The sequence below is a fragment of the Nocardiopsis sp. TSRI0078 genome (genome assembly GCF_001905145.1).
Classification (GTDB): domain Bacteria; phylum Actinomycetota; class Actinomycetes; order Streptosporangiales; family Streptosporangiaceae; genus Nocardiopsis.
In genome coordinates, this window is the sequence record NZ_LWLB01000002.1 from 25,151 (window position 1) to 37,700 (window position 12,550).

The 12,550-nt window shown below is 71.5% G+C and carries 12 protein-coding genes; 6 read left to right on the top strand and 6 right to left on the bottom strand.

Annotated features, from left to right (window positions below):
* Positions 1–9 precede the first annotated feature (9 nt).
* Entirely contained in the window at positions 10–960 is a 951-nt protein-coding gene (locus tag A6A08_RS03740) for a ribonuclease Z (RefSeq protein ID WP_073701108.1), read from the bottom strand.
* 407 nt (positions 961–1,367) lie between these two features.
* Here A6A08_RS03740 and rox point away from each other — a divergent pair, with 407 nt between their 5' ends.
* A complete protein-coding gene (rox, locus tag A6A08_RS03745; RefSeq protein WP_073701109.1) occupies positions 1,368–2,792 on the top strand; it encodes a rifampin monooxygenase in 1,425 nt (474 codons plus the stop codon).
* A gap of 27 nt (positions 2,793–2,819) precedes the next feature.
* Here the strand turns inward: rox and A6A08_RS03750 are convergent, their stop codons facing one another.
* Entirely contained in the window at positions 2,820–3,413 is a 594-nt protein-coding gene (locus A6A08_RS03750) for a hypothetical protein (protein WP_073701110.1), read from the bottom strand.
* Positions 3,414–3,520: 107 nt separating this feature from the next.
* Between A6A08_RS03750 and A6A08_RS03755 the strand changes: the two genes are divergently transcribed.
* Positions 3,521–4,102 carry a DUF3995 domain-containing protein gene (locus tag A6A08_RS03755; RefSeq protein WP_158069254.1) on the top strand — a complete coding sequence of 194 codons (582 nt, stop codon included), beginning with the start codon at positions 3,521–3,523 and terminating at the stop codon, positions 4,100–4,102.
* On the opposite strand, the gene A6A08_RS03760 is transcribed toward A6A08_RS03755, so the two are convergent.
* Positions 4,078–5,238: an MFS transporter gene (locus A6A08_RS03760; RefSeq protein WP_242422115.1), complete on the bottom strand. Its 1,161-nt coding sequence runs from the start codon at positions 5,236–5,238 to the stop codon at positions 4,078–4,080. The genes A6A08_RS03755 and A6A08_RS03760 overlap by 25 nt on opposite strands.
* 610 nt (positions 5,239–5,848) lie before the next feature.
* Between A6A08_RS03760 and A6A08_RS03765 the strand changes: the two genes are divergently transcribed.
* A complete protein-coding gene (locus A6A08_RS03765) occupies positions 5,849–6,268 on the top strand; it encodes a VOC family protein (protein WP_158069255.1) in 420 nt (139 codons plus the stop codon).
* A 327-nt stretch (positions 6,269–6,595) separates the two neighbouring features.
* Positions 6,596–7,012 carry an FMN-binding negative transcriptional regulator gene (locus tag A6A08_RS28565; RefSeq protein ID WP_242422116.1) on the top strand — a complete coding sequence of 139 codons (417 nt, stop codon included), beginning with the start codon at positions 6,596–6,598 and terminating at the stop codon, positions 7,010–7,012.
* A gap of 34 nt (positions 7,013–7,046) precedes the next feature.
* Here the strand turns inward: A6A08_RS28565 and A6A08_RS03775 are convergent, their stop codons facing one another.
* Positions 7,047–8,288: an MFS transporter gene (locus A6A08_RS03775; RefSeq protein WP_073701112.1), complete on the bottom strand. Its 1,242-nt coding sequence runs from the start codon at positions 8,286–8,288 to the stop codon at positions 7,047–7,049.
* Positions 8,289–9,866: 1,578 nt separating this feature from the next.
* On the bottom strand, positions 9,867–10,727 hold the full coding sequence (locus A6A08_RS03780; RefSeq protein WP_073701113.1) for an alpha/beta fold hydrolase: 861 nt from the start codon (positions 10,725–10,727) through the stop codon (positions 9,867–9,869).
* Positions 10,728–10,868: 141 nt separating this feature from the next.
* Here A6A08_RS03780 and A6A08_RS28570 point away from each other — a divergent pair, with 141 nt between their 5' ends.
* Both A6A08_RS28570 and A6A08_RS28575 read left to right on the top strand, forming a co-directional pair.
* A complete protein-coding gene (locus A6A08_RS28570) occupies positions 10,869–11,225 on the top strand; it encodes a hypothetical protein (protein WP_242422099.1) in 357 nt (118 codons plus the stop codon).
* Positions 11,226–11,798, top strand: coding sequence for a recombinase family protein (locus tag A6A08_RS28575; protein ID WP_378697646.1), 573 nt, complete (start codon positions 11,226–11,228; stop codon positions 11,796–11,798).
* A 42-nt stretch (positions 11,799–11,840) separates the two neighbouring features.
* Here A6A08_RS28575 and A6A08_RS03790 read toward each other — a convergent pair whose 3' ends face one another.
* Entirely contained in the window at positions 11,841–12,506 is a 666-nt protein-coding gene (locus A6A08_RS03790) for a hypothetical protein (RefSeq protein WP_199866832.1), read from the bottom strand.
* Positions 12,507–12,550 lie beyond the last annotated feature (44 nt).

The following is a 12,550-nucleotide window of genomic DNA, read 5'->3' on the forward strand; positions in this document are numbered from 1 at the left end:
CCGACAACCCTATCCCATAGGGGTGGCGCGGTCGGGGTTGCGGGGCGGGAGCGGTATGCGTTGCAGGTCCTGGGCCAGTACGACGGGTCCGTCGAACTCGGCGGCGGCCTGGGCGAGGAAGCGGGGGTCGTCCTGCTGTTCGTAGCGTTCGGACAGGTGGGTGAGTACCAGGGTGCCCGCCCCGGCTCGGGCGGCGATGCGTCCGGCCTGGCGGGCGGTCAGGTGGCCGTAGGAGCGGGCCAGGTGCTCCTCGGTGTCCAGGTAGGTCGACTCGATCACCAGCATGTCGGCGCCGTGCGCCAGTTCCACCGCCTGGTCGCATTCGGCGGTGTCCATCACGAAGGCCAGCACCTGGCCCCGGCGGGGGCGGGCGCACTGGGCCAGTTCCACCCGGCGACCGTCGTCAGTGGTGACGGTGCCCTGGCGTTGCAGGAGCCCGATCATGGGGCCGTGTACGCCGTGGGCGGCCAGCTGGTCGGGCAGCATCCGCCACCCGTCCGGTTCGGCCAGCCGGTAGCCGTAGGCGGGGGTGGAGTGGCGCAGTGGCAGTGCGGTGATGTGCACGTCCTGCTCTCCCAGGGGGCAGGACCCGATGCCGCCGACCGGTTGGGCCACCACGACGTCGGTGTCGCGGAAGGAGGTGGCGTGGCGTAGCCGCTGCCAGTACTGCTGCCCCTGGGCCGGGTAGGCCACGCGCACGGGGTGGGGCACCTGGTCCCGGGCGATGCGCTGGATGGTTCCGGGCAGTCCCAGGCAGTGGTCGCCGTGGAAGTGGGTGATGCAGATACGGGTGATGTCGGTGGCGGCCAGGCCCGCCAGGCTCATCTGGCGCTGGGTGCCCTCGCCCGGGTCGAACAGGATGCCGTGGTCGTCCCACCGCAGGAAGTAGCCGTTGTGGTTGCGGCGGCGGGTGGGCACCGCGCTGGAGGTGCCGAGGACGACGAGTTCGCGTACGGACATGGGTGGGATCCTGCCACAGGCGCCGGCCCGGCCGCGCACGGTGCGTGGGCGCGGCCGTGGGGGCGCGTCACCGTCTCGGGAGGGGGCCGTCCGTCCGCGGGGATGGGAGGAGCAACGGCAGGGAGGTCTTTTCACTCCCTGCCGTTTTCAATGTACAGCGCACCCGGGGGCTTGCGGCAAGACCCGGGGCGTGGCGCAGAATCTCCTCGACCGAGGCGGGGACCCGCGCGGATCAGGACAGGATGGGCGCGGTGCGTGTGCTTTTCGAGGTGCGTCGCGCGGGAGGTCGGATTCATCGGTGGGATCTGTGGTGCGGTTGCGGGGGCCCGGCGCGCGGGTGCGGGTGTGCGCGGTCGGGCTGTGCGGAGCGGCCGGCCCGAACGCAGCCTTGTCGAACGGGGGATGTCATGGTTGACGTGGTCATCGTCGGTGGCGGGCCGACCGGCTTGATGCTGGCCGCCGAACTGCGGCTGCACGGTGTGCACGTGGTCGTGCTGGAGAAGCTGACCGAGCCGACCGGACAGTCCCGCGGGCAGGGCCTGCACGCGCGCAGCGTCGAGGTGATGGACCAGCGCGGGCTGCTGGAGAGGTTCCTCGCGGTCAGTGAGAAGTTCCAGGTCGGCAGTCTGTTCGGGGGGATCTCCAAGCCGTGGCCGGAGCGGTTGGACACGGCCCACCCGTACGGCCTCGCCACCCCGCAGCCGGTCACCGAGCGGCTGCTCGGCGAGCGTGCCCTCGAACTCGGTACCGAGGTGCGGCGCGGCTGCGAAGTGGTCGGGCTGGGCCAGGACGGGGACGGGGTGACCGTGGAGCTGGCGGACGGTGCGCGGCTGCGCTCGCGCTACCTCGTCGGGTGCGACGGCGGCCGCAGTGTGGTGCGCAAACGGCTCGGCGTCGGTTTCCCCGGCGAACCCGCCAAGGTCGAGACGCTGCTGGGCGAGATGGAGGTGGCCGAGGATCCGGAGAGGATCGCCGCCGTCGTCGGGCAGGTCCGCAGGACCCAGTTGCGGTTCGGCCTCACCCCTTCCGGGGGCGGGGTGCACCGCGTCATCGTGCCCGCCGAGGGGGTGGCCGAGGACCGTGCCGAGCCGACCTTGGAGGAGTTCAGGCAGCGGTTGCGGGCTCTGGCGGGCACCGACTTCGGTGTGCACTCGCCGCGCTGGCTGTCCCGGTTCGGCGACGCCACCCGCCAGGTCGAGCGCTACCGGGTGGGCCGGGTGCTGCTGGCCGGCGACGCGGCGCACATCCACCCGCCCACCGGCGGGCAGGGGCTCAACCTCGGTGTGCAGGACGCGTTCAACCTCGGCTGGAAGCTGGCCGCCGCGGTCCGGGGCTGGGCGCCGGAGGGGTTGCTGGACAGTTACCACGCCGAACGGCACCCGGTGGGCGCCCGCGTGCTGGACAACACCCGTGCGCAGATCACGCTGCTCGGGACCGATCCGGGTGCGGCGGCGCTGCGGGAGCTGTTCTCGAGGCTGTTGGACTTGGAGGAGGCGAACCGGTACGTGACCGGGCTCATCACCGCGGTCGATGTCCGCTACGACTTCGGTGAGGGGCATGGGCTGCTCGGCAGGCGGATGCGGGACGTGGGGCTGAAGCGGGGGCGCCTCTATGAGCTGATGCACGGCGGTCGCGGGCTGCTGCTCGACCAGACCGGCCGGCTCTCGGTAAAGGGGTGGGCGGACCGTATCGACCACGTCGTCGACGTCGGCGGGGAACTGGACGTGCCCGCCGTGCTGTTGCGGCCGGACGGCCATGTGGCGTGGGTCGGTGAGGATCAGCAGGACCTGCTCGGCCACGTGCCCACGTGGTTCGGCGCTGCCGTCGGCTGAGTGCCCGGTGGTGGTCCGCCCCGCGGGTCACGGCGTGGGCATGAGGCCCGCGCAGGCCAGCAGTGCCGGTGCGACCAGCAGGATCAGGGCCAGCACCACGGGCGCGCCGAGCACCCCGAGGACGGCCGGTCCTGGGCGCGTCCGGTGCCTTCGGGAGTGGGAGAGGGCCAAGGCGCCGTAGCCCGCCGCGAACACCAGGAAGAAGAGCAGGTAGGAGAGGGCGGCGGCGTCGACCTGGTCGGCGCCGCCGGTCAGACCCGAGACCATGCCCAGTGCCTGGACCACGCTGCCCAGGGCGTACACGCCGAGGGTGGCGAAGGCTCCCCACAGCAGCACGGCCAGGACGGTCGGGGGGCGGGGGCCTGGCCGGGTGGTGACGGACAGCAGCGCCACCGCCGCTCCGAGCACCTTCAGGGCCACGACGAACCAGTTCACCACGGTCAGGCCGGCGGCGTACTCGGCGTAGGGGCCCTCGGTGAAGCGGCCGGTGAACTCGAAGGCGATGTTGACCGCCGCGAATCCGACGCAGCACAGGGCCACCAGCCACCCGGTCACGGTGACACCGGTACCGGGCCGCCTCTGGTCGTGGGAGGGGCCGTGCGCACAAGTGGTGGAGGACATGGCGTAAGCCAATACGTGTCGGCGTGGCCGTGTCCTCCCTCTTGCGGGGGAGGGGGATGGCTCTGCGGCGGGAGGTGCGGGCCGGGGCGCGGTCGCAGGATGGGGGCATGAACTCGTGGAGACCGAAGTCCTCGACGGCGGCCTGGGCCGGAGCCGTGGCCCTGCTTCCCTACGCGGTGATGAAGACCTACTGGGCGTTCGGCGGGACGGCCGGCAGGCCGGCCGGGGACCTGGCCGAGCAGCTCAGGGCCCATGGCGCGCCCGAGGCGCTGGTGTGGATGGAACGGCACGGTCTGGACTTCACCGTCCTGGGGGCGCTGGCCGGAGCGGTGTTGCTGGTGGCGCTGGTCCTGCCGTGGGGGACGTGGCTGCCGCGCTGGGTCCTGCTGGTCCCCGGCTGGGCGGGTGCGGTTCTGCTGACACCGTACGGGTTGGCCACCATGGTCGCCGCACCGCTGGGGTTCACGGTCGGTGACGCCGAGGGCTGGTCGTGGTGGGTGGGGCTCGTCGCCGGTGCGGCCTTCGCCGGGCTCGGCGCGGCGCTGGGTGTGTGCAGCTGGTCCTGTCAGCGGCGGACCGGGCACAGGCCCGGGGCCGGGCCGGGTTCTTCCGATGCGGTGGGGGCGTCCGGGGCGCGGGGTCTGCCGGGGCGGGAGGGGGAGGCCTACTCCTCCGCCGGGCCGGGCTGACGTGCCGCCCGCTCGGCCCGGTCCGCGCGAGCCGCCAGCACACGCAGGCGGCTCCACACCCACACCGTCGCAGCCGTGATCACCACCGCCGCGAACACCGCCGGAACCCGCAGGTCCACGCGGCCGAGCAGGCCGCCCGCCAGCGTGCCCAGGGGCAGCAGCGAGAAGGACAGCATCTTCTCCACCGTCAGCACCCGCCCCATCAGGTGTTCGGGTACCACCATCTGCACCACCCCCGCCGACAGCACACCGGCCAACGTGCTCGTTCCCGCCAGGGCCGACCACGCCAGCGCCGCCACCCACGCGTTCGGGGCGAGGACGAACACCAGGCACATCCCCGCCTGTCCCAGGAACCCGGTCACCATGACCGCGAACCGGCCGAACCGTTCACCGGCCCGGGCCGCCAGCGCGGCACCGGTGATCGCTCCCACCGCCGCCACCGACAGGAACACCCCGAACAATGGTTCGGGCACCCCGAAGTGGTTCTGGACCAGCAGTACGAACACCCCGGCCAAGGATCCGGCGCCGAAGTTCGCCACGGCGACGAACAGCATCAGTGCCCGCAGCGGCACGTCGCGCCACACGAAGCGCAGTCCTTCGGCCAGGTCGGAGAGCACCGGGCCGAGCACCGGCCTTCGCCCGTCGCGCGGGGGCGGCTCCGGGGAGCGCGCCTCCCGCGCGCCGGGCCCGCGGGAGGCCGGGGGGAGTCCGAGCAGGACCAGGGCTCCCAGGACCCAGGCGCCGGCGTTGACGGCCAGGGGCAGGAACGCCGCCACCACGAACAGGAACCCGCCCAGGGGCGCACCGACGAACTCCCGGGCGACCTCGCGCCCGCTCACCAGGCGTCCGTTGGCCCGGTCCACCGCGCCTCGCGCCAGGGAGGGCAGCAGGGCCCGCGCCGCCACGTCGTAGGCGATTTCGCAGCTCATCACCGCGAACATCACCACGTACAGAAGCGCCATGGTGGCCTGTCCGGCGGCGATGAGGCCCGCCAGCGCGAGGATCACCGCGGCCCGTGTCAGGTTGGCGGCGACCATCATCCGCACCCGGTCGACGCGGTCGGCCAGGACCCCGGCGAACAGGCCGAGAAGGAGCCAGGGCAGGTAGCGGGATGCGGTCAGAGCGGCGACGGCCAGGGGGCGTGGGTGGGTGTCACCGCGAGCATGGGCAGGGCGGTGAGCATGATGCCGTCGGCCAGGTTGCTGGACATGCCGCCCGCCCAGAAGCGGTGGAAGGCCGCGCTGAGCCGTGGCGGGGGCGGTCGGCGACACGGTTCCTTCGGGTCGGGAGCGGGCCTCACCCTAGCGCCGTGCGGGGACAGTCCCCCGGTGTGCGTTGCGGCCGGTTCCGGGCCCGGGGGCGGTCCTGGACGCCTGGCTCACCGAGAACGCCGAAGGGACCGCTTGCGTCATCGGCGGTACCGCGTTCGGTGCGAGGTCGCGTGTCCGGTCGCCGGCCCCGGCTTTGGAGGGGCTCGTGTTCGATCTGACCGTCCCGGTCGACCCGGAGGAGTCCGGCGGGGGGCGTCGAGGGAGCGGTCGACCGCTGTGTCGCGATGATCCGGGCGGTGCAGCGATTGGTGGTCCTCACGAGTTCCTGACCTCGGTCGGGAACGCTTGGTACGGTACGGCGGAGCAGTGCGGTGGGTGCGGGGCCTGTTGTGAAGGTCGGGCTTGGCCCTGCTCCGGCCGCGGTCGTCCTGAGCGGTTCGGCGCCTTGTCGGTGGCCCGGTCTAGGATGCCGACCATGACTGCTCACACTGACGAGAGCCTGTTCTCGGGGATCGGCCGTGCGGTCGTCCTCGTCGAGGATCCCGATGCCGCTCTGGCCTTCTACCGCGACGTCCTCGGTTTCGGTGTCCTGCACGACGAGACGGTGGGTGGATACCGCTACCTGCACATCGGGGTGCCCGGCCAGGAGACGGTCGGCCTCTGGCTCATGACCGCCACCAGTGGTCGGGAACGCGGGCTGGTCGGCGGGCAGTGCGGTGGTCAGCCCCTGCTCGTCCTGTACACCGCCGACCTGGACGCGGTCCGCGAACACCTGCGCGGGCACGGCGTGCGGGTGTGGAACGAGCAGGAGGATGCCGACAGCCGGTCTTTGCACCTGGCGGATCTGTACGGGAACGTGATCGTCGTGGCGCAGGTGCGCGGGTCGGTGGTGTGACGCAGGGTGCCGGGTAACCCGCGAGTGGCGTGGGTGTCCCCTCGCCTCGCGTGTGTTGTGCGGGTCAGGAGGCGGGGCGGGTTCGGGCGGCAGGTGGACGGTCATGGTCAGGTGACAGGTTTCGGTGCCCGTACCGCGGTGGGCGTGAGGGACGTCGCCGTCGAAGGTGGTCGAAGGTGGCGGTCTGGCCGGTGGCGACGGTGTGCTCGGTGCCGTCGACGAGCAGGGTTGTGCGGTCGGAGACGACGCTGAGTTCGCCGAGCCGGGCCAACCCGCTGTTCCTGCTCGCCGCCCGCGGCGGGGACCCGGCATCGCCGCCGGCCTCCTCTGCCCGGCCCCTGGCGCGCCAACGCCGGTACCCCGCTCCGTGACGGTGTTCCCACCAGCTACTACACGGCCGTCCAGTTCTCCTGCCGCGCCGACAGCGTCGACGACCCCGAGGTCAAAGCCGAGCTGCTGCACCGACAGATGGCCCACTTCCAGTCCGACGGCGACCACGCCCCCACCGCCGCCGACCGGCGGCTCCCTACGGCCAGGTGCTGTCCGGCATCCGCGGTCTGCGCCTGGAGGCCGCCCAGCCGGCCGACCGGGACGTCGCGGCTCCTGGAGGTGTTGGCGGGCAGGAGCTCGACCGTGGTGTCGGCCCGGTCGGCGGTGGTGAGGCGGATGCGTCCCGCGGGGATGGCGAGAAGGGCGGGGATGTCGGTGGAAGGTCCTGCCTCCGTGCCCGTCGCTGTCGGCTGAGCACGGAGACAGGACGAGCGCCCACCTTCTAGTTCTAGGAGGCCGCCTGTGGGGTGTGGCCCAGAGGGAGCCAGGCCACCACGGCCAGCAGCCCCACCGCACCGGCCGCGATCCAGAACGGGACCAGGAGCCCCGCGTACTCCGCCAGGAACCCGCCCGCCAGAGCCCCCAAAGCAGCGCCGCCCAGGTCGGCCAACATGTAGACACTGCCCACCCGGCCCAACAGGTGGTCGGGGGTGATGCGCTGGCGCACCGTCGTGGCGGCGACGCCCCACACCACGGTGTGCACGCCGAACAACCCCATGATCACCCCTGCCACGACACCGTTGGTGGTCAGGGCCAGAGCGGCGTAGGTCGCCGCCTCCACCAGCAGCCCCGCGCGCAGGATCCACACTCGCCCCACACGCGGTTCCAGCCGTCCGTAGACGCGTGAGCCCACGATGCCGCCCACCGCGCCGGCGGCGATGAACAGCCCGAACCCCGTCTCGGACAGCCCGAGGTGTTCGCGGGCGTAGAGCACCCAGACCGCGAAGGCCCCCAGCCCGGTGAGGTTCATGACCAGGATGCACCCGCACAGGGTGCGCAGCCCGGGCGTGCGCCAGACGAAGGCCAGACCGCGTGCGATCTGCGCCCGGAGCGTGGCCTGCTCGTTCTCTTCTGCTTCGGGGGCGGGGGTGCGCGCCTGGGAGATGCGGGCGATGAGCAGACCCGCGAGGGCGAAGGCCAGCGCGTCGAAGGCGAAGGGCAGGGCCCACAGCACGGCGAAGGCCAGCGCGCCCAGGGGCGGGCCCAGGAGCTGGTTGTTCAGGGAGAACGTCAGGGCCAGGCGGGCGTTGGCCCGCCCCAGCGACTCGCGGCCGACCACGCGGACCAGGGCCGCCCCGTAGGCGGTGTCGGCCAGGCTCTCGCCCGCCCCCATGAGGAACAGCGCGGTGTAGAAGAGCCACAGGGGCACCTCGCCGGTCAGCACGGTCAGGGCCAGCACGCCCAGGACCGCCGCGCGCGCGAGGTTGGCGGCCACGAGCACCGCTCGGCGGGGGAACCGGTCGGCCAGCGCTCCGGCGACCAGGGCGAACAGCAGCTTGGGCAGCTGCTGGACCGCGACGGCGGCCGAGACCGCGACCGCGGAGGGCGACAGGGAGGCGACCAGGAGCGGGCCCGCTGCGAGCAGGGCCCCGTCGCCGAGGTTGGTGATGGCCGAGGCGCACCACAGGCGGGTGAAGTCGGGCCCCAGAGGGGGCAGGTGCGTGCGGCGGGCACGACGGAGAAGGGACATGGCGGAAACTCCCCGAGGCATGGCGAAGGCGCCGATCGGCGCGTGGACGGGACAGCACGGTCGGGTGCCGTCCGGCCCGCCTCGGCGGGGAGTCGCGTGATGTGGAAGCGGAAGGGCCCGCGGCCTACCGCGAGGGCTCCCGGTGCCGGGCGGGCTGGGCGATCGGGCGCGCGGTGGTGGTGTGCATCGGGGTCCTTTCGAGGGTCGGTCGTGCCTTGCGGGTGGACGGGGGCCGAGGGTTGGGCGAGGGGCACGTTACGCAGAAGACCGCCGGGGGGCGAGGGATTTTCCGGCGGGTGGGGCGCCGTGGTCTGCTTCGGTGTCTTCGACCCCTTTGGTTCTTCGGTCCGTCGAAAGCCAGCGCGGCAGTGGTGGGGCGGGCACGGTGGCCGGTCCTCCGGCAAAGGTTAGGGCGGCGGCGGCCTGGCCGTCCCCCGGCAGGGCCTGGGCCGCGTCCAGGAACGGTGGGTCGAAGCCACGGAGGGGCGCCTTCTCGGAGGTCGCGTCAGGACGAGTTGACATCGGTGGGCATGAGCAAAGCCCCCGCGCGAGGCTTGGTCGCGCGGGGGCTCTCGCATCTCGCCGGACCCCGCGGACCCCCCGATACCGGCGGTCCGGCGCGAGCCGCGCGCTCAACCCCCGTCGGCGCCCGACCCCCGCACCCGCGCCGTATCCTCCCGGAGCCACACGGCCGTGAAAGCCGCCCCCCGTGGCCCACGGGGCGCGCAGGTACGCACCCGCCTCCCTACCCGCCCTGCGGCAGGCAAACATCGAACTCCCTTGTCCTTCGCCGTGGCTTCGGGAGAACCGGACCGAGTGGTCGGTGCGGGTGAGCAGATCGCTTGCGTGGCAGACCTGTGCAGGGTCCTCGCGTGCTGTCGGCCCGGCACCGGTCGGCCTTGGTGGGTGATGTCGCGAGCCCCACAATAACGTTTCGTTGAAAACGTTATTAATAAACGTTATTGATCTACGCAAACCGAACAGGCCCCTCCAAGGCCTCCGATCCTCACCTCCGATAAGTGGGCCTTATGGGAGGTCAGGGTTTCGGCGGTGCCCCGGGGGCCCTTTCCGCGCAGCAGGGGGCCGCAACGTTATTCACGGCAGGTCAGCGGCCTCCGAAAACGAGGCGGGTACAGCCGGGGGTGTAGAGAAAGGGGTGGTCGCATCTGATGCCACCCGGATGCGGTGACCCCGACCACCGGGTGCGCGCGCACCACGGGGCCCTCTCCGCGTTCGTCAGCACGTGGCTCCCCGACGAGTCCGGAGGGACCAAGCCGAAGAGAGCGGCTTTTCTTCAGCGCAGGTGGACGATGGCTCGCCCGCGCACCGAAGGTCCTTGCGGCCATCGGTGCACGCCGCTCCGGCGGAGTTCGGGGCAGCTCCAAGGCCCGGCCAGACCCCCGGCCCCGCGCAACAGGGGGTCGAGAAGGATTACTACAGGATTTAGCGGTAGGCCCGTGGCCCACAGCTGGAACAAGGACATGCCGCACGGGGTGAACCGTGTGGAGGTTGCTGACCGGGGTGAACGCCAGGGATCGCAGGTGGTCCGGCTTGGTGGTAGCTCCTGTGGCTGGCGGGTCAGGTGCTGAAGAAGTCCGCCAGGCGAGAGACGACCGCTTCGGGGGCCTCTTCGGCCATGTGGTGGCCTGAGTCGATGGCTTGGCCCCGCACGTCGTGGGTCCAGGGTTTCCAGATCTCCACCGGGTCGCCGTACAGGTCTTCGAGATCGTCTCGCAGCGACCACAGGATCAAAGTCGGGCAAGGCAGCCGTCGGCCAGCGCGACGGTCGGCCTCCTCATGGCTGAGGTCGACCGTGAGACCGGCTCGGTAGTCCTCCAGCATGGCGCGCACCACGACTGGGGTCCGGGTCGCCGCGCGAAACTCGTCGTAGTTCTCTTGCCCCATGCGGTGCGGGTCACCGTGGTACCAGCTGTCGGGGTCGGCATTGATGACGCGTTCTGGGGTCTCGGGTTGGGCGAAGAAGAACCAGTGCCACCAGCGTGTCGCGAAATCGGGGGTGATGCGGGCGAGATGCTCACTGATCGGCACGCAGTCCATGAGTACTGCGTGCGAGACCGCGTCGGGGTGGTCCAGGGCGAGCCGGAAGGCGACGTAGCTTCCGCGGTCGTGCCCTGCCAGAGCGAACCGGTCGTGTCCCAGGGCTCGCATCACCTTCGCCAGGTCATGGGCGACCGCACGCTTGGAGTACTCGGTGTGGTCCTCCGAAGGCGCGGGGCCACGCGAGCGACCGTATCCTCGCAGGTCCGGGCAGATGACGCTGAAACCGCGTTCGACGAGTCGAGGGGCGACGCGATGCCAGGTCGCGGAGGTCCTGGGGTGGCCGTGCAGTAGCAGCACGGGCGGGCCTTCACCGCCATGGCGGACAAAGATGGAGGCGTCGTCTACCTGGATCTGCTCGGCGGTGAAGTCCTTGAACACCCGCCGAGTATCTCTCATAAACGACCGGTTGTGAGAGTTCTGCGAGTCGTTCGCTGCGCGCCCCGTTTCCGCAGGTGACCATTCGCAGAAGTCCTCTCGAAACCAATGTGTTGTGCGAGGGGGTTCTGAGAGACTGCGGTCATGGACTTGACGCCCGGTCAGGCCGCGCGAGCGGTCGAAGGCCACGACTGCCCCAACTGTGAAGCGCCCGCCGGTACCCCGTGTCGCACCCGGGGCGACAAGACGGCCGCGAAGTATCACACCCCACGGTTCGTCCTGGTTCCCGCGCTGCGCGAGAAACTGGACGTCGACGTCCCCGTGGACCGCAGGCCCGGCAGGGCCTGGACACAGGGTCCCGCGCTCGGGGTGGTCCCGGCGTCGTCCACCGAGGTGGCCGTGCGCATCGGGTACGCCCGCACCTCGACCGCCCGCCAAGAGCTGGCCAGCCAGCTCGACGCCCTGCATCGCGCGCAGTGCCACAAGGTGTTCTCCGAGTAGATCAGCACCCGCGTCAAGGTGCGGCCCGAACTGGTCAAGGCGCTCGCGTTAGCCCACGAGTTCAAGGAGGCCGCCCCCCAGACGCCGGTCATCCTCACCGTTCACGAGCTCAAGCGTCTGGCGCGCAACGCCGCCGAGCTGATGTCGCTCTCAGCCGACCTCCAGACGAGCGGTATCCAGCTCGAACTCCTCACCGGGCCGCTCACCGGTATCTACGATCCCAACGGCATGGGCGCGATGTTCTTCGCTGTGCTCGCGGTGGCGGGCCAGATCGAACGCAACTACATTCGGGAGAAGACCCTCGAAGGTCAGGTCATCGCCGCCGCGAAGGGCAACCACGGCGGTCGGCCCAAGGTCATCGACGAGGACATGCTCACCTTCGCCCTCGCGCTGAAGGACAAGGGCGTGCCCGTCCCCGAGATCGCCAAGAAGCTCACCATCAAGGTCGGCAAGAACGCGGGCAAGTCCCCCTCGGTCGCCTCGCTCTACCGCGCCCTGGCCGAAGTCGAAGCTATGGACGCCGACCTGCCGCCCAGGCCCAAGCCTGCCCGCATCCAGATTCCCGGCGGGTAGGAGTTCCCACCGGCTCGTACCTCTCAACCGTGGACGCGCCGGTCAGTGCGCGCCGAGGTAGTTCAGGTCATGGCAGGTGCTCAGGGCCGTGGACCGGTTCTGAGGTGGGGTGTCCTGCCATTCGGAGCGGATCGCCTGGAGACGGTCCACGTCCTCGGTCAGGTCGGGCATCCGTTCGCGGAGGCGGTCCGCCCAGGCCGCGGTCAGGGCGCGACCGTTGGCGTACAGCTCGCCGTCGCGTCCACCCACGGCCATCAGGACCCCGTGCTCGGACGGGGTCACCATCGCCCCCGCTCCGTCGCTGACGCGGCCTTGGGCGATCAGGTCCTGCGTCGCCTCCTGGACTCGTTGCAGGGCCGTTTCATCTACCGCGGGCACGGGCGCGGCCGTTCGGGGGGCGCCCAGGGCGGACACACCGTCCTCGGGAGCGCCGACCAGGCCCCGGCCGCTGATCTGGCCGCGTTCGTAGAAGGTGACCATCTCGGCCAGCAGCGGCATCTGGGCGCGTAGCCGGTCGGCCACCGCCGGGGTGAGCCGCTCGCCGTTGGCCAGCACCTGCCCGCTCTTGCTCTCGGCCACCGAGAGCACCCCTGCGTCCGGGGCGAAGTGGTACTTCACGTCTTGGCCGGAGTCCATCAGCCCCAGGGCGATCGCCCGATCCCAGGCCTTGGCCAGCCGCGCCATCTCCTGCTCCGGGAACGCGGGCACCACCGGACCGGGCCAGGGCGCGTTGGAGCGCAGTCATTTGTTCC